Annotated in this window: 23 protein-coding genes; 3 read left to right on the top strand and 20 right to left on the bottom strand. The window is 44.2% G+C overall.

Annotation, left to right across the window (positions count from 1 at the left end):
* Window positions 1-41 precede the first annotated feature (41 nt).
* The 18 genes from ACFPRA_RS18975 to ACFPRA_RS19060 all read right to left on the bottom strand — a co-directional run bounded on the left by ACFPRA_RS18975 (window position 42) and on the right by ACFPRA_RS19060 (window position 14,636).
* Window positions 42-863: a TlyA family RNA methyltransferase gene (locus tag ACFPRA_RS18975; RefSeq protein WP_381438167.1), complete on the bottom strand. Its 822-nt coding sequence runs from the start codon at window positions 861-863 to the stop codon at window positions 42-44.
* Window positions 860-2,761 (bottom strand): 1-deoxy-D-xylulose-5-phosphate synthase, encoded by a 1,902-nt coding sequence (gene dxs / locus ACFPRA_RS18980; protein WP_381438170.1) that lies wholly within the window; start codon window positions 2,759-2,761, stop codon window positions 860-862. The genes ACFPRA_RS18975 and dxs overlap by 4 nt, the downstream gene beginning before the upstream one ends.
* Before the next feature lie 95 nt (window positions 2,762-2,856).
* The gene (locus ACFPRA_RS18985) at window positions 2,857-3,741 is read right to left on the bottom strand and encodes a polyprenyl synthetase family protein (protein WP_381438173.1); all 885 of its coding nucleotides are present in this window, start codon (window positions 3,739-3,741) and stop codon (window positions 2,857-2,859) included.
* On the bottom strand, window positions 3,734-3,976 hold the full coding sequence (locus ACFPRA_RS18990) for an exodeoxyribonuclease VII small subunit (RefSeq protein WP_381438175.1): 243 nt from the start codon (window positions 3,974-3,976) through the stop codon (window positions 3,734-3,736). Before ACFPRA_RS18990 ends, ACFPRA_RS18985 begins: the two co-directional genes overlap by 8 nt.
* On the bottom strand, window positions 3,977-5,332 hold the full coding sequence (gene xseA, locus ACFPRA_RS18995) for an exodeoxyribonuclease VII large subunit (RefSeq protein WP_381438177.1): 1,356 nt from the start codon (window positions 5,330-5,332) through the stop codon (window positions 3,977-3,979).
* A gap of 388 nt (window positions 5,333-5,720) precedes the next feature.
* Window positions 5,721-6,593, bottom strand: coding sequence for a bifunctional methylenetetrahydrofolate dehydrogenase/methenyltetrahydrofolate cyclohydrolase FolD (gene folD, locus ACFPRA_RS19000; protein WP_381438179.1), 873 nt, complete (start codon window positions 6,591-6,593; stop codon window positions 5,721-5,723).
* Window positions 6,590-6,997 carry a transcription antitermination factor NusB gene (gene nusB / locus ACFPRA_RS19005; protein ID WP_381438181.1) on the bottom strand — a complete coding sequence of 136 codons (408 nt, stop codon included), beginning with the start codon at window positions 6,995-6,997 and terminating at the stop codon, window positions 6,590-6,592. The genes folD and nusB overlap by 4 nt, the downstream gene beginning before the upstream one ends.
* 114 nt (window positions 6,998-7,111) lie before the next feature.
* Window positions 7,112-7,507 (bottom strand): Asp23/Gls24 family envelope stress response protein, encoded by a 396-nt coding sequence (locus ACFPRA_RS19010; protein WP_381438183.1) that lies wholly within the window; start codon window positions 7,505-7,507, stop codon window positions 7,112-7,114.
* A 16-nt stretch (window positions 7,508-7,523) separates the two neighbouring features.
* Window positions 7,524-8,870 (bottom strand): acetyl-CoA carboxylase biotin carboxylase subunit, encoded by a 1,347-nt coding sequence (gene accC / locus ACFPRA_RS19015; RefSeq protein WP_381438185.1) that lies wholly within the window; start codon window positions 8,868-8,870, stop codon window positions 7,524-7,526.
* A 13-nt stretch (window positions 8,871-8,883) separates the two neighbouring features.
* Complete coding sequence (gene accB / locus ACFPRA_RS19020) at window positions 8,884-9,393, bottom strand: acetyl-CoA carboxylase biotin carboxyl carrier protein (protein WP_381438187.1); 510 nt, start codon at window positions 9,391-9,393, stop codon at window positions 8,884-8,886.
* A gap of 176 nt (window positions 9,394-9,569) precedes the next feature.
* Window positions 9,570-10,121, bottom strand: a complete 552-nt coding sequence (locus ACFPRA_RS19025) for a SpoIIIAH-like family protein (protein WP_381438189.1) — start codon at window positions 10,119-10,121, stop codon at window positions 9,570-9,572.
* Window positions 10,108-10,575: a hypothetical protein gene (locus ACFPRA_RS19030; RefSeq protein WP_381438191.1), complete on the bottom strand. Its 468-nt coding sequence runs from the start codon at window positions 10,573-10,575 to the stop codon at window positions 10,108-10,110. Before ACFPRA_RS19030 ends, ACFPRA_RS19025 begins: the two co-directional genes overlap by 14 nt.
* A gap of 198 nt (window positions 10,576-10,773) precedes the next feature.
* Window positions 10,774-11,673 carry a stage III sporulation protein AE gene (locus tag ACFPRA_RS19035; protein ID WP_381438193.1) on the bottom strand — a complete coding sequence of 300 codons (900 nt, stop codon included), beginning with the start codon at window positions 11,671-11,673 and terminating at the stop codon, window positions 10,774-10,776.
* 15 nt (window positions 11,674-11,688) lie between these two features.
* Window positions 11,689-12,087 carry a hypothetical protein gene (locus tag ACFPRA_RS19040; protein WP_381438195.1) on the bottom strand — a complete coding sequence of 133 codons (399 nt, stop codon included), beginning with the start codon at window positions 12,085-12,087 and terminating at the stop codon, window positions 11,689-11,691.
* Window positions 12,066-12,275, bottom strand: coding sequence for a SpoIIIAC/SpoIIIAD family protein (locus ACFPRA_RS19045; RefSeq protein WP_381438197.1), 210 nt, complete (start codon window positions 12,273-12,275; stop codon window positions 12,066-12,068). The genes ACFPRA_RS19040 and ACFPRA_RS19045 overlap by 22 nt, the downstream gene beginning before the upstream one ends.
* A 192-nt stretch (window positions 12,276-12,467) precedes the next feature.
* Entirely contained in the window at window positions 12,468-13,025 is a 558-nt protein-coding gene (gene efp, locus ACFPRA_RS19050) for an elongation factor P (RefSeq protein ID WP_239391377.1), read from the bottom strand.
* A gap of 25 nt (window positions 13,026-13,050) precedes the next feature.
* On the bottom strand, window positions 13,051-14,109 hold the full coding sequence (locus ACFPRA_RS19055) for a M24 family metallopeptidase (RefSeq protein WP_381438200.1): 1,059 nt from the start codon (window positions 14,107-14,109) through the stop codon (window positions 13,051-13,053).
* A gap of 98 nt (window positions 14,110-14,207) precedes the next feature.
* Window positions 14,208-14,636 carry a hypothetical protein gene (locus ACFPRA_RS19060; RefSeq protein WP_381438202.1) on the bottom strand — a complete coding sequence of 143 codons (429 nt, stop codon included), beginning with the start codon at window positions 14,634-14,636 and terminating at the stop codon, window positions 14,208-14,210.
* 129 nt (window positions 14,637-14,765) lie between these two features.
* Here ACFPRA_RS19060 and ACFPRA_RS19065 point away from each other — a divergent pair, with 129 nt between their 5' ends.
* Window positions 14,766-15,743: a DUF1385 domain-containing protein gene (locus tag ACFPRA_RS19065; RefSeq protein WP_381438204.1), complete on the top strand. Its 978-nt coding sequence runs from the start codon at window positions 14,766-14,768 to the stop codon at window positions 15,741-15,743.
* Between the two features lie 90 nt (window positions 15,744-15,833).
* Here the strand turns inward: ACFPRA_RS19065 and ACFPRA_RS19070 are convergent, their stop codons facing one another.
* Window positions 15,834-16,670 (bottom strand): lipoate--protein ligase family protein, encoded by an 837-nt coding sequence (locus tag ACFPRA_RS19070; RefSeq protein ID WP_381438206.1) that lies wholly within the window; start codon window positions 16,668-16,670, stop codon window positions 15,834-15,836.
* 230 nt (window positions 16,671-16,900) lie between these two features.
* Between ACFPRA_RS19070 and ACFPRA_RS19075 the strand changes: the two genes are divergently transcribed.
* Entirely contained in the window at window positions 16,901-17,230 is a 330-nt protein-coding gene (locus tag ACFPRA_RS19075) for a rhodanese-like domain-containing protein (protein WP_381438914.1), read from the top strand.
* Between the two features lie 45 nt (window positions 17,231-17,275).
* Here the strand turns inward: ACFPRA_RS19075 and ACFPRA_RS19080 are convergent, their stop codons facing one another.
* Window positions 17,276-18,508: an MFS transporter gene (locus ACFPRA_RS19080; protein WP_381438208.1), complete on the bottom strand. Its 1,233-nt coding sequence runs from the start codon at window positions 18,506-18,508 to the stop codon at window positions 17,276-17,278.
* A gap of 183 nt (window positions 18,509-18,691) precedes the next feature.
* Between ACFPRA_RS19080 and ACFPRA_RS19085 the strand changes: the two genes are divergently transcribed.
* A complete protein-coding gene (locus ACFPRA_RS19085) occupies window positions 18,692-19,246 on the top strand; it encodes a shikimate kinase (RefSeq protein WP_381438210.1) in 555 nt (184 codons plus the stop codon).
* Window positions 19,247-19,320 lie beyond the last annotated feature (74 nt).

A 19,320-nucleotide genomic window follows, 5' to 3' on the forward strand; every position in this document is an offset into this window, starting at 1 on the left:
CAGATTACGCCCGACAACAAAAACGCGCAAATCATTGCGCGCTATAGTAATTCTCCATATGCTTCCTCAATCAGTCCATGAAAATCATCCACATCAAATGCAGATTCCGGGTGATTGTCCGAAGTTAAATGGAATAAAAATTCGATATTCCCTTCTCCGCCGGTGACAGGTGAATAAGAAATTCCCTGCAAACTGAAACCTTCTTGTAAGGAGGCAGCTGCAATTTTCTGCAATACTTCAAGATGGACCGATTTTTCTTTTACGACCCCTTTTTTCCCGACTTTGCCTTTTCCAGCTTCGAATTGGGGCTTGACGAGGGCAATGACGTCCCCTTTTTCCATCAAAATCTTTTTCAGTGCGGGTAAGATGAGCGTCAAAGAGATAAAGGAGACATCGATTGTGGCAAACTGTGGAAGACCTGCCGAAAAAAGATCTGGTGTTGCATGTCTGAAATTGGTTCTTTCCATTACCGTAACACGAGGATCTTGCCGAATTTTCCACGCTAGCTGATTATAGCCGACATCAAGGGCATAGCAATGGGATGCGCCATTTTGAAGGGCACAATCTGTGAATCCACCCGTTGACGCCCCGATATCCAATACGATTTTATCGCGCACATCCACATCGAACTGAGCAAGGGCTTTTTCAAGTTTCAGACCTCCGCGGCTAACGTATTTCAACGTCGGTCCCTTAACGGTAAGCGGAGCATCCATCGGAATTTTTTCCCCAGGTTTATCGAGTCTTGTTTCAGCAGAATAAACGATGCCCGCCATAATGGACCGTTTAGCCTGTTCTCTTGTCTCTGCCAAGCCACGGGAAACAAGCAGGACATCCACCCGTTCTTTTGGAATACGATTTGTCATACTTGTTCCCTTTCCACGGCATGCTCTTTAACAACCGTTTCCATATGATCAACAATATGGCCCGCTGTCATGCCAATTTCTACAAGTAGTTCGGTTACACTACCATGCTCGATGAAATAATCAGGGATACCCATTCGGTGAATAGGAATATCCACATGACCGCTGTCTTGTGCGTATTCAAGAACAGCACTTCCGAACCCGCCTGCAAGAACCGCTTCTTCGACCGTCAAAATCGGCATCCCGGTTGCAAAAAGCGCATCCAACATCTTGGTATCGAGTGGCTTGATGAATCGAGCATTGATGACTTTCACTTGCACTCCTTTTTGTGACAAAGTTTCCGCAGCCTCGAGGGCCATCGGAATCGTTGTTCCAAATGTCAGGATTGCTGCATCTTTTCCTTCACGAAGAACTTCCCATGTCCCGATTGGAATCGGTGACAAACGGTCATCCATCGGAACACCGAGACCATTCCCTCTAGGATATCGCAAAGCGATTGGACCGTCATTATATTCGATTGCTGTTTTCACCATATGCTGCCCTTCATTTTCATCTTTTGGCATCATGATGACCATATTCGGCATATGTCTAAGAAAAGCAATATCAAAAACGCCTTGATGGGTTTCTCCATCTGCCCCAACAAGCCCCGCACGGTCAATGCCGATGAACACATTCAAATTCTGTCTAGAAATGTCATGAAGCACTTGATCGTATGCACGTTGTAAAAATGTCGAGTAAATGGCGAGAAACGGCTTCATACCTTGTGTAGCTAAACCCGCAGCCATTGTCGTCGCATGCTGCTCCGCAATACCAACGTCAAAGAATCGATCTGGAAATTCAGCAGCAAAGGACTCCAGTTTAGATCCGACTGGCATAGCAGGCGTGATCGCAACAATGCGGCGATCATCACGCGCAATTTCACGAACGGTTTCCGCTACAAGACCGCTCCATGAAGGAGCGACAGACGGGGATTTGACAAAATCGCCCGTTTCAATCTTATAAGGACCTGTTCCATGCCATGTTCCGATTTTATCGTTTTCAGCCGGACGATACCCTTTTCCTTTTTTCGTAATGACATGAAGCAAAACCGGCCCATCCACTTTTTTGGCATATTGGATATTCCGTTCTAAGTCATTGAAATCATGGCCATCGATCGGACCGAGATAAGTGAAGCCCATCTCTTCAAAGAAAACACCGGAGACGAGCAAATATTTCAGGCTGTCTTTGACACGTTCCGCGGCAGAAGCCACTTTTCCGCCGATCGCAGGTATTTTTTTCAAAATGTACTCAAGCTCATCTTTAGCTGAGTTGTATTTACCGGCAGTTCTCAATTTACCAAGAACTGCATGTAGTGCACCAACGTTTGGTGCAATCGACATTTCATTATCATTTAAAACAACAATCATATCTGTTTTTGCATCACCGATATGATTCAAAGCTTCCAAAGCCATACCACCCGTAAGTGCGCCATCACCAATCACCGGAATGACATAGTTCGAATCGCCTTTAATATCCCGGGCAGCTGCCATTCCCATGGCAGCAGATAAGGAAGTGGAACTATGCCCTGTTTCCCAAACATCGTGTTCGCTTTCAATCATTTTAGGAAATCCACATAGCCCTTTGTATTGCCTGAGCGAGTCAAAATCACCGGCGCGCCCCGTCAATATTTTATGAACATAAGCCTGATGTCCGACATCCCAAATGATTTTATCATTCGGACTGTCGAAATGGCGATGCAAAGCCATAGTCAATTCAACAACTCCGAGATTGGGTCCGATATGTCCGCCTGTTACAGACAATTTTTCAATCAGGAACTCCCGGATACTCTTAGCAAGTTCCAGCATCTGTTCTTTATCGAGCTTTTTTAAAAAAGATGGATTGTCTATTGTTGTAAGATCCATCACTATCACACACCTTCTTCGAATGATTGCCTCGGTTATTTCTGCGCTTAGTATATTATATCAAGTAGGACGTCCAGTACAACTTTTACGTTCCTTTACGATTTCCGATGTACAATATAATCAGCGAATAGGGAGAGGAGTGAATCATTTGTGCCCAAGAATTCAAGGGAATCGATTGCGCGCTGATGATGTCTGGCTAGACGCTCCTCCGCTCCATCCAACCCTAGAAGTGAAGGATAAGTCGATTTATCGCTAAGGGTATCACTTCCTGCTGTCTTTCCAAGTTCTTCCGTAGTCGCTGTAATGTCCAAAATATCGTCTTTAATCTGAAACGCGAGCCCAATATTCCATGCATATTCTTTTAACTTTTGCGTTTTCTCCTCGTTTAGATCCGCCAAGATCGCGGCAGCTTCGATACTGAAGGAAAGAAGTGCTCCGGTTTTATGAACATGAACCGTCTCCATCTCCGTAAGGGTCAATGGTTTCGCTTCTCCTTCCATATCGAGCATTTGTCCACCTACCATCCCTTGGGCGCCTGCCGCTTCCGTCAATAACCGGATGATTTGCACAACCTGTTCAGCCGGTGTCGATTCAAGTCTCGTTAAACCGTCAAACGCAAGTGCTTGCAACGCATCTCCTGCCAAAACGGCAACCGCCTCACCGTATACTTTGTGATTCGTCGGCTTGCCTCGTCTAAAATCATCATCATCCATGGACGGTAAATCATCATGGATCAAAGAATATGTATGAATGAGTTCGACTGCACAAGCGACCGTTACAGCATCCACTGATTCCACTCCGAGATCTTCAAGCGTTGCTAGGACGAGCAATGGGCGAATCCGTTTTCCGCCAGCATCGACTGAATAGGTCATAGCAGACTTCAAGGTCGCGGATACGTCGATTGGTGAAAGTAGTTGATGGAGCCGCTCGTCAATAATTGTGATTTTTTCCGACATGAACTTGTCTAATTTATCATGCATTTGAATCCACACCTTTTGTAGGATCGAACGGGGTCTTGTTGCCCTCTTCGTCTATAATGGAAATCAATTGTTTCTCTGCATCTTGCAATTTCCCATGACAAAATGCCGATAACTCCATCCCTTTTTTATATAATGAAATGGCATCTTCCAACGGGACATCACCCGTTTCTAGTTTTTGAACGATTTCTTCCAATTTCAACATCGCTTCTTCAAAGCGGATCGACTCTTTTTCCACTTATCCTTCCTCCCCTTCTTGTATTGTCACTGTTTCAACTTTCGCCGCCACCGTACCGTCTTGCATCTGAATTTGGATGCTGTCCCCGCTTTCCAGCGAGTGGACGGATTTCGTCACTTCATCGTTTTGATAAACAATCGAATACCCTCGTTCCATTACATCGAGTGGATTGAGCGCTTTCAACATACGGACGGTTGATTGGAATCGGTTACGTTTTAAGCTGATGCCCTGATTCGCGGCTCGGGAAAGTCTTTCTGTTAAAGCCGCCAAATTCCGATGCCCTTCACGAATCCGCTGGTTGGGCGAATAGGAAGCAAGTATCCCGCTCAATCTATTTACTTCAGATCGTCTGCGCACGGTCATCTCTTGACCACTTCGTATCAATCTGCCTTCCAGTCCGATCAATTTTTCAATATAAGGCCGGTACAACCGCTCTGGGAACTGAAGGGGGTAGGAAGTTTGTAACGTTGTCAGTCGTTTGCGTTCGATTTTAATCTGATTGGATAGCGAACTATAAAGGGAGCGTTTCCGATCCAATACTCTTTCAACTAAGTCTTCCCGGGCAGGGACGGCCATCTCTGCAGCGGCTGTCGGGGTAGGCGCCCTTCTATCTGAAACAAAGTCTGCAATGGTCGTATCTGTTTCGTGACCTACCGCACTGATGATCGGTATACGGCAAGAAAAGATGGCGCGTGCCACCGCTTCTTCATTGAAAGCCCATAAATCCTCGATCGATCCGCCCCCACGCCCAACAATCAATACATCGATGGAACCGAAGTCTTGCGCCTGCTCGATTGACCGAATGATCGATGGAGCTGCTTGCGGCCCTTGGACGATTGCAGGAAATAAAATAATTTCAGCTAGAGGATATCGCCTTTCGATTGTTGAACAGATATCTTGAATCGCCGCCCCAGATTGGGCCGTTACAACACCGACCTTTTGTGGGAAAACGGGAAGCGGAAGTTTCCACCGTGCATCGAAAAGCCCTTCCTTTGCAAGGTTTTCTTTCAATTGTTCATAAGCAAGATAGAGCGCGCCGATGCCATCGGGTTGCATGGTTTGTACATATAATTGATAGTTGCCGCTTGCCTCATAAACGGTTACATCGCCTGTGATCAAGACATTCATGCCATTTTCCGGTTTAAACTTCAATGTCGATGCACTTGAGCGAAACATCGCAGCTTGGATACGGCTCTTTTCATCTTTCAATGTAAAATAAATATGGCCGCTCGGGTGCAATTTGACATTCGAAAGTTCCCCTTTAACATAGACATTCCTTAAATGAGGATCTGCGTCAAATTTGCGTTTAATATACTTCGTTAATGCCTGTACGGATAAGTAAGGATTTCCCGCCAACCGGTCCACCTCCCGATTCATGACTTATATCAATTACGCCTCGGCGTAATTGCGTCCAGATTTTGAATTGAGCAAAGCTCACGTCTAGTCTTCGGGCGCCAGGGGCTCGGGACAAAAGTCAAAGTTGCTCTGTGGCAAAAGACGCCACGCCGCATCTTCGCCTTATGCCTGTCGCCCCTAGGCAGGCGCCCTACGCTTTTGGAGAATTAACTCCTTTCAAAATCTGTGACATCTGCGGGCCTACAGGATGTAGGTCATGCAACCGTTGCCGCAGGACGCGGCGGACTTAGGTTGCCTCCCGCTATTCATTCAGCGGGTGTTTTAACATCCGCTGAATGAAGATAAACGCTGTCTTTCTGATGAAAAACAGCGTCCGTCCGTCACCTTATTATTCGTGTGCGCTTGTCCCTTCGGCACAGGCTTTCTCTGCACTTTGAAGCGTGTTTTTCAACAGCATTGTAATCGTCATCGGTCCGACACCGCCTGGTACCGGTGTAATGGCGGAAGCTTTTTCTTTCGCCGTTTCAAACTCGACATCCCCACAAAGCTTCCCGTTCTCATCACGATTCATCCCTACATCGATGACGACGGCTCCGTCTTTAACATGTTCAGCTGTGATAAATTTGGCTCTTCCGATTGCAACAATTAGAATATCTGCCTGTTTTGTAAATTCCGCTAAATTTTCCGTTTTGGAATGGCAATACGTCACAGTAGCATCGCGTTGCAATAATAATTGCCCCATCGGTTTCCCGACGATATTACTGCGGCCAACAATGACGGCGTGTTTGCCGCGGATCTCGGTGCCTGTCCGTTCAAGCAGTTTTATAATGCCATATGGCGTACACGATAAATATGCACGTTGCCCGATGATCATTTTTCCAACATTGATCGGATGGAAGCCATCTACATCCTTATCCGGATCGATCGCTTGGATTACAAGATCTTCGTCAATATGTTTGGGTAACGGCAATTGCACAAGAATACCATGGATCGAATCATCTTTGTTCAATTCGGCAACTTGTGCGAGCAAATCTTCTTCGGACACTGTTTCCGGAAGTTCGATTAACACAGATTTCATACCCGCTTCAATACTGGACTTCTCTTTGTTTCTAACATATGTACGGGATGCTTGATTGTCTCCTACAAGAATGACTGCTAAACCTGGTTGCATCCCTTTTTCCTTCAACGAATCCACTCTTTGTTTAATTTCTTCACGGATTTCTTGTCCGATCGCTTTTCCATCAATCAGTTTTCCAGTCACTCTGATTCCTCCAAGCCTTCTTCATTATTTTCATTGAATTTTGACAGCACGCCATTCACAAAACGACCTGATTTTTCGTCACTGAATGTTTTACAAAGATCAATCGCCTCGTTCAACACAACTCGGTGCGGAACATCATCATTGAAGAGGAGTTCAAAAACTGCAAGTCGAAGGACAGTCCGCTCAATTTTTGGAAGGCGGTCAAGCGACCAGTTTTCCAACTTCTGGACTAAGACTTCGTCAATCGCTGCTTTATTCTCCAGTGTTCCTCGAACAAGCCGCTCATAGAAGCGATTCACCGGCTTTTCGACAATATAAGCGATCGCTTCTTCTACTGTCATTTCTGTATTATCAAGCTGAAAAAGGGTCTGTACCGCCTTCTCACGTGCTTCACGTCGTTTCATTTATCCTTCTCCTCCACTGCTGTATCTCTAAGGATTTATCATAGCACATTCAGAGCACTTGAATACAGCAATACAAGTTGAAAAGCACCATCCAAATGGACGATGCTTTCCAGTTCATACCGTTTCCGTTTCAAACTGAATGCCTGTAATATGAACATTGACTTCTTTCGTTTCCAATGACGTCATATGATACACAGCATGACGAACCTGTTTTTGGATTTCCATGGCAACGATGGGAACGGGGTAGCCATATTCAATGGTGCAATAGACATCGATTGTCAAACCATCTTCAGACCATTCCGTCTTGACCCCTTTCCCGTGAACGACTTTGCCGAATTTCTCCGCCACGCCGGTTGTAAAGTTCCCTTGGGTACTCGCAACACCCTTCACTTCGTTCGTTGCAATGCCAATGATCACTTCAAGAACTTCAGGGGCAAGTTGGACACGGCCAAGCTCGACATCCCCTGAGGGAGTCATTCCAACGAATGACGGAACCGACTTCTCTGGCATTCCAAATCCCTCCTTGTCAGTTCATGACATTATATTTCTCAAGAAACTTCGTATCAAAATCGCCTGATTTGAACACCTCATGATCCATTAAATTCAAGTGGAATGGTACAGTCGTTTCAACGCCGTCGATGACGAATTCATCAAGCGCCCTCTTCATGCGGGCGACCGCTTCCTCCCGTGAATCTGCATGGACAATCAGTTTGGCCACCATCGAATCATAGAATGGAGGAATCGTATAGCCAGGATACATGGCTGAGTCCACCCGTACCCCAAAACCACCCGGAGGCATATACATGGAAACTAACCCAGGGGAAGGCATAAAATTCTTTGCTGGGTTTTCGGCATTGATGCGGCATTCGATCGCCCAGCCATTGAGCTGGATATCCTCCTGACGATAGACCAGTTCTTCACCTGCTGCAACTTTCAATTGTTGCTGAACTAAATCGATACCCGTGATCATTTCCGTAATTGTATGTTCCACTTGAATACGTGTGTTCATTTCCATGAAGTAGAATTTCTGGTTTACATGGTCGAAGATAAATTCCACTGTTCCCGCTCCGCGATAATTGACGGCTTTTGCCGCTTTCACCGCCGCCTCTCCCATTTCCTGACGCAATTCAGGCGTCAATGCAGGAGATGGTGCTTCTTCCACAAGCTTTTGCATTCTGCGCTGGATGGAGCAATCACGCTCTCCTAGATGGATGGTATTTCCGTATTTATCGGCGAGGACTTGGACTTCTACGTGTCGGAATACTTCGATGTACTTTTCAAGATAGACACCCGGATTCCCAAAAGCGGCTGCCGCTTCTTTTTGGGTGATCTTAATCCCTTTGATCAGTTCATCTTGATCTCTTGCTACGCGGATACCTTTCCCTCCGCCTCCTGCAGTCGCTTTGATGATAACCGGAAAACCGATTTCCTCCGCAATTTGCAACGCTTCTTGCTCGTCCGCAACGATTCCACTCGATCCCGGAACAATAGGAACGCCCGCATTTTTCATTGTTTCGCGAGCGACATCCTTTGTCCCCATCCGAGAAATCGCATCCGCAGTCGGTCCGATAAATTCGATATTGACTTCCTCACAAAGCTCTGCAAAGCTCGCATTCTCCGCCAAAAAGCCATAACCAGGATGAATCCCGTCACACCCCGTCAGCTTGGCAATACTGATGACATTCGAAAAGTTGAGGTAGCTGTCCTTCGATAATCGAGGTCCGATACAATAAGCCTCGTCTGCAAGTTCGACATGCAACGCTTCCCGATCCGCTTCTGAATAGACAGCAACGGTTTTAATGTCAAGTTCTTTACACGCCCTGATGATTCGCACCGCAATTTCACCACGGTTAGCAATTAACACTTTTTTCATTTGGTATTCCCCCTCAATTCACTTTTACAAGGAAAAGGGGCTGTCCGAATTCAACGAGTTGACCATCTTTGACAAGTATCTCGACAATCTCCCCTGAAACTTCCGCTTCAATTTCGTTGAATAATTTCATCGCTTCAACGATACATACGATCGAGTCCTCTTTCACTTTATCGCCAGATTGTACATAAGCTGGTACATCTGGTGATGAAGCCGCATAAAATGTCCCCACCATCGGCGATGTGATTTTATGCAAAGATGTGTCTTCCGCATGTGGTGTTTCGACTTGTACGATAGGTGCCTCCACTTGAGGAGCTTGTTCGATCGTTTCCACCGCTTTCGGCTGCGCAACCGGCACATCCCGTTGTACGACAGCGGCAGGCTGTGTAACAGCATCGATGATGACTTTCTCCGCATTTCCTTTTTTCAATTCAATTTTTGAACCTTCGGATTCATAGCTGAACTCTTCAATTGAAGATTGATCGATAAGTTTAATGATTTCACGGATTTCCTGAATTTTCAACATAACCGATTCTCCTAACCATTTATAGTTATACTCTTACCCATTTTAGACGTTTTCCATGGATAATGAAATAGTAAATGAAGAATTGTTCATAATTCCATCTTATTAATCAAAAAAAGACCCCAGTTTAGGGCCTTTTTTAAGGTAAAATCCATTCTATTGTCCTTTTCAGCTTTCGTTTATTCGGTGCCTCCTTTGAATTCAACACTGACGACTGCTTTAGGATCTTCCCAATTTGTCTTCACATAACGTACAATTTCATCTGCCAATTGTTTGGAATGGCCTTCCGTCGATAAAACAGTCACTTTCACCGTTCCTTCCTCTGTCCGTACAAAAGCTTCCGGATACCCTAAAGCTATGATTTGCATTTCCATCAGCGCTTCGGCAGAATCAAGTTTAGTCAGCCGCTCCATTTCCTCATATGCAACATTCTTTTCCTCAGATGTATGGTCAGACGAAAGTACTTTCGCCGTAAGTTGCTCTTTCAGCTTACTCCGCTCGTCACGAACCTGCATCCTCATTTCCTCAAATAGGTAAGAATCTGCAAAAACAGGTGTCGTCTTATCCGCATCCACAATATTTTCAGTTAGTTGAATGGACTCTGGTGAATCTTTAAAAATATTAATCCCATCAAAAGGCATCGGAGCTTTTTCCTTAATGTAGTAAATAGAAATCACTGCAACGAGACTTAGTAATGTTAGAAACCAGACTGTACGCTTATTCGTTTTCATTCGTACTCCCCCTTTTCTTCATTTCGACGACGATCCGATGTTCGGGCAACTGGAGAACAGTGGATAAGATTCTTAATAGTTTGCTTTTAATCTCAAGGTTTTCCGCGCCCTCCGCTATGACAAGGACCCCTTGCAACTCATTGCCTTTCTTTGGTGAAGTAGTGGACATCGAGAAATAATCGGACAAAGGATTTCCGGCATTCCCGTTTTCATAGTGGAAATACAACGTAACATCCCCGATTCCCTCAATTTCCATCAGCGCTTCTTCCAGTGCTACAAATTCGCCGTTTTCCTCCTTTTCCCCCTTCTCGCCCCCGATACCGCCAAGACTGGAATTGATGAAAATGATGACCATGACTGTAATTGTGCCGAGAAGGATCATTTGAATTTTCTTCGTTGGTTTTTGCATCTCATCACCATTTCCGTTTAATGAGCCGGTTGAATGACCTGTCATCAATGATTCATTTTATGCAGCGTCAAAAGAGGCTATGACCAAAAAAAGTGTAAATCGATTTGATAATCCAGATTCCCACGGCAAGTTTGATCAAAGGCAATAGATGCTCTTCCGTACGATCAGGGAACAGCAATAGCATCGTGGATGACAATAAAGTAATCAAAATGATTCCCATTAAAAAGATTCCATGCGTATCCCTCACTTCATCGTCGTAATCAGCTTGATCAGAATGATTGAAAACAAGGCTGTGTATATAAATGCAAAGGCGATTAAAAACGATACGGCGCATAACACAAACAGCGTTTTACCGATATCATCGATAATGCCTGTAATATCTTTATCCGCAAATGGTTCAATAAGCGCAGCAGTCCACCTATAGAAAAAAGCGGTTAACAATGTTTTTAAAGAAGGGACAAGCGCCACCGTCCAAATGGTCGTAATCAGCCATCCCCCCGCAAAAATGCCTGCTCCAGACGAATAACGGCCTAATGTGCCCATACTATCCGTCATAAAAGAACCGATGAGCGGCACATTTTGACGGATCAATTCTTTGATCGGTTCACTTGCCAAACCGGAGAGAGCCCAAGACATCGTCCCCCCCACTGTTATGAAAATGGAATATGCGGCGACAACGGCTGAAACTGTTCCGAGAAGGGCTGTCCTGATTAATTCCGCCATTTTGGTAAATGGGACAGATGGTAGGATTCTAGACACCAAATCAAAAATAAAGGCAGCGGTCAATAACGGGATCAGCAAGCTTTCCGTTAAAACGATTGCACCATTGGCAAACAATAGCATCGCCGGCTGAAAATTCAGCATCCCGAACGCGCCGCCCGCTGCAATCATCGTGGCCGTCAAGATTGGATAAATAGATATGAACGACATTGAAATCTGATGTGCGATATCCCGAATCAGCGTCAATTGTGTAAATGCCGGTTGTAATACGACTGCGATGACGATAAAAATTAACATCATTCTCGTCCATTTTGAAAAAGAAGGAAAAAGGAAGTCGACGAGCAGTGCAAGAAATGTTGAAAGGATGACAACGACAAAACTGGATAATACGGTACCAAGTACCATTTCAATAAAAGAAATCATGGATGTTCCATCCGATCATTTTGTAATGAGTGAGGATAAGATTTCGATCAATGTTGCTGTCTGATGAAGCCATAAACCTAAAATAGCAATTTTTACGATAAAATGGGACATTGCCGCTAATGAAGCAAAACCGGCCTCTTCGATATGTTTGGCAATCAGTTCGGAAATAAAGAACAGGATCGCACTCCCGATCAGCAGTTTTGCAAACGGATCCGGAAGCGCTTCGAATAGATCGATGATTGTCCTCGTAAAAGGGAAAACAACCATACTCAACAATTGAAATAAAACAAAGAAAAAAATAGCGACATACAATAACGGTTGCAATTTTGGTACTGCAAATGTGATGATGAGGAGGATGAGAAAGACGACAACCATCTGTAGCAGTAACACCATTAGACTGTCATTGACAACCATTGGAAAAATTCAGCGATTTCCGTAAAAAATATCCTTAGAAATCGAAGCATTTCAGCAGTGATGTAAATGTAAGCGATAAAGAACAGGAAAAACGAAAATTCTTTTTTGCCGGTTTGCTCAAAGAAAATATGCAGTAAACCAATGACTAATCCGATACCGGCAATCCGTAGTAGATCATTCAATTCCATCCGGTACTCCCCCCATTGAGATATCCTATGTCCTATTGAGAGTCTATAGAACAAAACGCAAGGCACCTGGAGCCTAGACGGAACAAAAACGCAACGGCTCGTCTATTTAAGCAATGAAAAAAACCTTACCACTCCGTTTGAGTAGTAAGGTTCTAAAACTTCTATCGTATTTTTTACATATCCGTTCTTATATTAAGCCCGTGATACGTATTCGCCTTCTTCTGTATTAATGATGAGTTTATCGCCCGTATTGACAAAGAAAGGCACTTGGACGACGAGGCCTGTTTCCATTTTTGCAGGTTTTGAACCACCGCTAGCCGTATCGCCTTTAATACCTGGCTCCGTTTCAGCCACTTCCAGCGTCACAGTGACCGGTAATTCCACTCCGAGAACTTCCTCGCCATATTTCATAATATGTACTTCCATATTTTCTTTCAAATACATCAGTTCATCTTCAATTTGCTTCGCTGAAAGTTCAATTTGCTCGTAGGATTCATTGTCCATAAATACATGATCGTCCCCGTTTGCATAAAGGTATTGCATGCGGCGATTATCAATTTGTGCCTTTGCAACTTTTTCTCCGGCACGGAATGTTTTTTCGTTGACGTTGCCAGAACGTAAATTACGTAGTTTTGAGCGGACAAACGCTGCCCCTTTTCCTGGCTTAACGTGTTGGAAATCCATTACACGCCAAATGTCACCATCCACTTCAATCGTTAAGCCTGTTTTAAATTCGTTCACTGAAATCATGTTGTTTCCTCCAATTATGAATAGATTATAAGATGATAAGTTCTTTCGGTGAATGCGTGATACGCTCATTCCCATTTTCTGTTATGATAATGTCGTCTTCAATGCGCACGCCACCGATTTCAGCGAGATAGATCCCTGGTTCGACCGTAACAACCATATTCGGTTCAAGAACGGTTTCCGAACGGAAAGAAAGGGCGGGACCTTCATGTACTTCCAAACCAATTCCATGTCCTGTCGAGTGACCGAAGGCATCGCCGTAGCCTTGGGATATAATGTAATCACGAGCTATAGCATCCGCTTCTATACCTGTCATACCCGGTTTAATCTCTTTTAATGCAAGTTTTTGCGCAGCAAGTGTTACTTCGTAAATTTCCCTCAGTTTCGCCGATGGTTGCCCAACAGCGACAGTGCGGGTAATGTCCGAAATATAGCCTTGATATAACGCCCCGAAATCGAGCGTGACGAGTTCTCCCGTTTCGATCACTTTGTCCGTAGCGACACCGTGCGGAAGCGCTCCCCGTAAACCGGATGCAACGATCGTCGAAAAGGAAGATGACGTTGCCCCTTGACTGCGCATATACATTTCCAATTCGTTCGACACTTCAAGTTCAGTGACACCCGGTTTGATAAACGTACAAATATGGGCAAAGGCATCATCAGCGATTTTTGCGGCCTGCTTCAAAACAGCAAGTTCCTCTTCCGTCTTCACCGTCCGCAATTTCTCAACGATGCCAGATACCGGTTTCAGTTCCGCTTCTAGTTGCTTTCGATACAATTCATAATGACCATACGTCATATCGTCTTTTTCAAAACCGATCGTTTTAAGCCCCATGCTTTTTGCTTGTTCCGCCACTTCTTCAATAATTGTTTTCGTATGCTGGACAATGCGGAACCCATCAATCTCCTTTTCAGCTTGTTCTACATAACGGAAGTCCGTGATAAACACAGCATCATCGGACGAAATGAGGACAAGGCCCGCTGTCCCCGTAAAACCTGTCATATAGCGACGATTGAATGGGTTTGAAATAAGAAGTGCATCGATCTCTTTCTCTATCAACAGTTTACGAATTTTTTTCAGTTTCATAGTCTCATACCCCTTTTCGATGAAGAAGTAACTTCACAACCGCATCCTGCCAGCACTGTTTTCTTTCCTATTTTATCATATCGATCCATTGTCGCAACTCATTTTATCGTTTCAACCGAATTTTTCCTCATATAAACTGCTGTCCCGGTTATAAATCTCAATACGATGGCGAGCAATGCGAGCAATGGCATCGACACAGACCTGAACGCTGCAGATGGTGTCGATGGTGAATGGATCGACCATTCGATGGCCAACACGCCAACGACAGCAATGATGAGCGCAGTGACGGACGGCGGTATGGAGGTAGTGAACGAAACTGCAATATAAATCAGTGCGTATAACAAAGTAAGACCTACGAACAGCAACATCCATTGGATGGAAACATGCAGATGGGCAAAGGAACGCCATTTTTCCGCCCATCCGATGGGGGACCACTCTATAAAATTAAATAGTTGAAAGAATTTCAACGACAATGTCGTAAAAATGGAACTACAAATCGCAGTCCAAAACAATGTGTTCTTGAACATAAAAACCCCTCCTGCTGGCAGTGTCGGGTGTTTCCAATCATTTTAAACATCTTAGTGGAGCGAATTGCTGTTTTTTAGTATAATGAGGATTAGGTTTTAGCTGACAGAAAAGAAAGTGTGGGTAACAATATGCAAAAAAGACAACAACCTCCTACATACGGGGGACAAGCGCTTGTCGAAGGGGTTATGTTCGGCGGAAAAGAGCATACAGTCACGGCGATTCGCCGAAAAGATGATTCGATTGATTATTTTCATCTTCCAAAAGAAAAGAATAGAACCCGGGCGAAGTTGAAAAAGATTCCCTTCGTTAGAGGGATTGTCGCTTTAATCGAATCGGCTAGCATCGGATCTCGCCATTTGACATTTTCAAGTGACCGCTACGATGTAGAGCCCGGTGAAGAGAAGAAAGAGGAAACGGAAGAGACCTCCAAATTGGCTATGATTCTCGGAGTTGCTGTGGTCGGTGTTCTCTCTTTTCTTTTTGGCAAATTCATCTTCACCCTCGTACCCGTCTTTCTTGCCGGTGCACTTCAATTTATTGTCCCTGGAAAGACAGGGCAAATTTTACTGGAAAGTCTATTCAAGCTCATTTTGTTATTAACCTATATTTCACTCATTTCGATGACCCCACTTATTAAACGCGTCTTCCAATATCATGGGGCCGAACATAAAGTGATCAATGCATACGAGGACGGTTTGCCGATGACAGTTGAAAATGTCCAATCCCAATCACGACTACACTACCGTTGCGGTAGCAGCTTCATCCTCTTCACGGTCATCGTCGGGATGTTCATTTATTTTCTAGTACCTACTGATCCATTTTGGTTGCGAATCGTGAACCGTATCCTTCTCATTCCGGTCGTCTTAGGTGTTTCGTTTGAAGTGCTGCAATTGACGAACTCAGTAAGGAATATCCCTGTTCTAAAATATTTGGGCTATCCAGGGTTATGGCTGCAGCTTCTGACAACGAAAGAGCCTGATGATCAACAAGTTGAAGTGGCCATCGCTTCTTTTGAAAAGCTATTGGAAATTGAAAAGCACGGTGTCGAAGTGATGCCAGTCATTGAAGCATCGGAAACGGGTCCTGAATCCGTCCCCATCAATTAAAAAACGGAAGGCGCCATATGCGGTGCCTTCCGTTTTCCATATCCCGATTTTCCTTCTGGCCATTTTGTAAGCAATCAGAAGTTTGAGAAATTATTTTCTGAACGTCCACTCGTCATTGGCGTATTTCTGCTCTTCAATTTCTTTTACCTTCGCGAGTTGAGCATCCGTTAATGTTAAAGGTTCCAATTGCATATCGAGCGCGTCCTCGAAGCCTTTTGCGAAAGCATCTGCACACTCGTCGATCGAGATAGGTCTATGCGTGAGCCGATCAATGGCTACCGCCTTCTTCGGCAATGCTAAACGCGTCCTTTCGCGCAGTCTCTCCGATTTGAATTTAAATAATGAAACAAGCTTGTCCTCATCAAGGCTTAACAGAATGGCCCCGTGTTGCAAAATAACGCCTTTTTGCCGTGTCTGGGCACTCCCTGCCACTTTCTTTCCTTCTACGACAAGTTCATACCAACTTGGCGCATCGAAACAGACGCCCGATTTCGGATTTCTTAAATCCGCATTTTGTTTCACCGTTTCCGGAACGGAAAATTCTGCGTTCAACCCAAGATTACGGAAGCCTTCCAACAGACCGCCCGATATGACCCGGTACGCTTCTGTGACCGTTTCCGGCATATCTGGATACTCTTCGCTAACGATGACGCTATATGTAAGTTCATGCTCATGGAGAACGCCTCTTCCTCCTGTCGGTCGTCTGACGAAACCGAGTCCAAGCTGCTTCACAACATCCAGATCGATCTCTTTTTCAACACTTTGGAAGTAACCGATAGAGAGTGTCGCTGGCTCCCATTCATAGAACCGCAAAACCGGTCCAATTTCCCCTTGACTATGCCACTCGAGTAAGGCTTCATCCAACGCCATATTAAACGAAGCGCTGCATTTCCCAGAGTTGATGAAATGCCAGACCGTTTTACTCATTCAAACCCCTCCTTTATCCATGCACTTCATTTTATCATTCTTTAATAGAACTTTGCTAGGTTATGCTTCAAATCCCTTTACCATCCATTTCGATGATTGTAGAGGGTTTCATATTGAATAACTACTATCTAATCTTATATAATGGGTGAGTAGAGAGAAAGGGGAAAGTCGTTTTGAATTACTCGAATTACTATGTTTTAGGAGCCATTATACTTATACTGATTGTATACATGGTCGTTACAATGTTACGTTTACGAAAAGCGGTCACCAACTTGACACAACCGCAATTTATCGAAGGTTATCGGAAAGCGCAGCTAATTGACGTACGTGAACCGAAAGATTTTGAGGCCGGTCATATTCTAGGGGCACGAAACATTCCTTACTCCCAATTCCGCCAACGTTTCAAAGAAATCCGTCCGGACAAGCCTGTTTACTTGTATGACCAAAACGGCGGGAAAAGCGCACGTGCAGCACTGTTTTTAAGAAAAAAAGGATATGGTCAACTATTCCACCTGCAAGGCGGTTTCCGTCTTTGGACAGGTAAAGTGAAAAGTAAATGAACGCAAAAGTTCTTCCCTCTGACTTGATCAGAAGGAAGAACTTTTTCATTTCTCCATAGATGTGGGAGGCTTCGGCTGAATCAAGCGATCAGTATGCTTCCCAACGATTTTTCCATATCGAGCAAACACATAACAAGCAGCGAAAAATCCAGTAACAGCTATAAATGCATCAAATATAAAAATATTCGAAATATTACCCGTTTTAGAAAGCAATCCTGTCGCAAGTGGCATGACAACAGAAGCAAGTCCAGCTGCCGTTGCAATGAGTCCCATCACTCTCCCTTTCTTCATCCAAAATAATTCGGCCGCAATAGCGATTGCCAACTGAAAGATTCCTGCAGTAGAAAGTCCGATAAAAAACGCCGCAACGATGGTGACACTTTGAATTTTAACCGTCAAAATTGTTAAAATCGAAAAAAATGTGATGATTGGATAGATGACTATAATTGTGACCGGCCGCAAAAACTTCTTCATCAGTACCGCTAATGTCAATACAGAGACAATTCCACCAACACTGTAATAACTTAATAATTTAATCGCACTTTCCGTCGGCATCCCAAGGACCTCTTCACCGTAGGACGGCAACCAGATTTGTGCTACCGTAAACAATGCTGTAGATGTAAAGCCGATCAAGACTAGAGCTAATCCTTCTTTATTGAATTGCGGTTCGGAAACGAATTTCTTTCCCTCTCCTTGGTCATCATCCGTTTTAGCAGTGCGCTTCATCCGATGATTTGGAAAGGATGCTGGAATGAGCAAAAATGTCGCCAGAAAATAAACGGCAGCCAGAACAAAAAATGTAGTCCCGTAAAACAGTTCCTGTTTGGCGATAAATAAAATCATCAAAGGCAAAAGGGCCGTCCCTGTCGCCATGAAGGCTTTAACAAGAATGCTTGCAGACCCCGTCGCCTTCGGATAGGCTTCAGCCAATGCCGGATAAGCCCCCGCATCTAATGCTGAGTTTCCCACACCGGCAAGAAATGCAAGGATAAACGCAACTTGAAAACTCGGTGCTAACGGAATCCCAACAAGAAAAATCCCTAGCGTAAAGGAAGCAAAAATAATTAACGGCTTTCTCCCGATTCGATCTGACAATCGACCTAAATAAGCATAAGTGAGCAATTTTCCAATTCCAATTGCTGAAATGATATAACTAATTCCTGCGCTATCTGTACTCCATTGGCTGGTTAATGAACCCATATTCGAAATGAGGATGACATTGACCATTCCAAGCAGGAAAAAATTCGTATAAATAACCGATGTTGCTTTACCAAACATGATGAAACCTCCTTCTAAGCTGTGAAACATGATTTTCTTATTAAGAATATACCCCAGCCAACGAAAGCTCACATTGAACCAGTCATCCGTGTTCGACAAAAACAAGCCTTTCTAAATAGTGTTTACAAGATTCTGAAACTGAACTATACTTTAAATACTATTACCTTAGAAAGAGTGTTTAATGTGAGACTTAGAGAAGTGCCGGTGAGGCAACAAAGCATTGTCCTAATAGGTTTTATGGGCGTTGGGAAAACGACGATTGGCACCCTTGTCGCCCAAAAGTTATACCGAAGCTTCGTTGACATTGACGAAGAGATTGAAAAAGAATTTGGAATGCCGACGACTGATATTTTTAAAGTGCATGGTGAAACCGTCTTTCGTGAGCATGAAAAAAAATTGATCCAATTCTATTGCGAACAAAAACTAAAAATCATCTCAATTGGTGGCGGGGCATTCATGCAGCCCGAGGTACGGGAAGCCTGTCTCGCAAATTGCACCGTCTTTTACCTCGATGTATCGTGGGAACAGTGGAAAGAACGACTCGATATTTTAATCGATAGCCGTCCGATCTTACAAAATCGAGATCTTGATGAAATTGAAAAACTTTTCTATGAAAGACAAGGAGCCTATTCGCTGAACCACTCAACATTATCCGTGAATGATCAATCCCCCGAACAGATTGCCGACCATATTGTCGAATCGCTTAAACTCGCTTGGGATATCTACGAGCCGCAATAATCATCAATTACGCCTCGGCGTAATTGCGTCCAGATTTTGAATTGCTAATCGAACAGCGAAGGGTTCGATTTGCC

The sequence above is a fragment of the Sporosarcina soli genome (genome assembly GCF_042655805.1).
Lineage (GTDB): Bacteria > Bacillota > Bacilli > Bacillales_A > Planococcaceae > Sporosarcina > Sporosarcina soli.

Excerpts from the sequence above, each read along its gene's own strand:
- ACFPRA_RS18975 (WP_381438167.1), bottom strand. The coding sequence starts at position 863 with ATGACAAATCGTATTCCAAAAGAACGGGTGGATGTCCTGCTTGTTTCC.
- dxs (WP_381438170.1), bottom strand. The coding sequence starts at position 2,761 with ATGGATCTTACAACAATAGACAATCCATCTTTTTTAAAAAAGCTCGAT.
- ACFPRA_RS18985 (WP_381438173.1), bottom strand. The coding sequence starts at position 3,741 with ATGCATGATAAATTAGACAAGTTCATGTCGGAAAAAATCACAATTATT.
- nusB (WP_381438181.1), bottom strand. The coding sequence starts at position 6,997 with ATGAAACGACGTGAAGCACGTGAGAAGGCGGTACAGACCCTTTTTCAG.
- ACFPRA_RS19010 (WP_381438183.1), bottom strand. The coding sequence starts at position 7,507 with ATGCCAGAGAAGTCGGTTCCGTCATTCGTTGGAATGACTCCCTCAGGG.
- accC (WP_381438185.1), bottom strand. The coding sequence starts at position 8,870 with ATGAAAAAAGTGTTAATTGCTAACCGTGGTGAAATTGCGGTGCGAATC.
- accB (WP_381438187.1), bottom strand. The coding sequence starts at position 9,393 with ATGTTGAAAATTCAGGAAATCCGTGAAATCATTAAACTTATCGATCAA.
- ACFPRA_RS19025 (WP_381438189.1), bottom strand. The coding sequence starts at position 10,121 with ATGAAAACGAATAAGCGTACAGTCTGGTTTCTAACATTACTAAGTCTC.
- ACFPRA_RS19030 (WP_381438191.1), bottom strand. The coding sequence starts at position 10,575 with ATGACAGGTCATTCAACCGGCTCATTAAACGGAAATGGTGATGAGATG.
- ACFPRA_RS19035 (WP_381438193.1), bottom strand. The coding sequence starts at position 11,673 with ATGATTTCTTTTATTGAAATGGTACTTGGTACCGTATTATCCAGTTTT.
- ACFPRA_RS19040 (WP_381438195.1), bottom strand. The coding sequence starts at position 12,087 with ATGGTTGTCAATGACAGTCTAATGGTGTTACTGCTACAGATGGTTGTC.
- ACFPRA_RS19045 (WP_381438197.1), bottom strand. The coding sequence starts at position 12,275 with ATGGAATTGAATGATCTACTACGGATTGCCGGTATCGGATTAGTCATT.
- efp (WP_239391377.1), bottom strand. The coding sequence starts at position 13,025 with ATGATTTCAGTGAACGAATTTAAAACAGGCTTAACGATTGAAGTGGAT.
- ACFPRA_RS19055 (WP_381438200.1), bottom strand. The coding sequence starts at position 14,109 with ATGAAACTGAAAAAAATTCGTAAACTGTTGATAGAGAAAGAGATCGAT.
- ACFPRA_RS19060 (WP_381438202.1), bottom strand. The coding sequence starts at position 14,636 with ATGTTCAAGAACACATTGTTTTGGACTGCGATTTGTAGTTCCATTTTT.
- ACFPRA_RS19065 (WP_381438204.1), top strand. The coding sequence starts at position 14,766 with ATGCAAAAAAGACAACAACCTCCTACATACGGGGGACAAGCGCTTGTC.
- ACFPRA_RS19070 (WP_381438206.1), bottom strand. The coding sequence starts at position 16,670 with ATGAGTAAAACGGTCTGGCATTTCATCAACTCTGGGAAATGCAGCGCT.
- ACFPRA_RS19075 (WP_381438914.1), top strand. The coding sequence starts at position 16,901 with ATGGTCGTTACAATGTTACGTTTACGAAAAGCGGTCACCAACTTGACA.
- ACFPRA_RS19080 (WP_381438208.1), bottom strand. The coding sequence starts at position 18,508 with ATGTTTGGTAAAGCAACATCGGTTATTTATACGAATTTTTTCCTGCTT.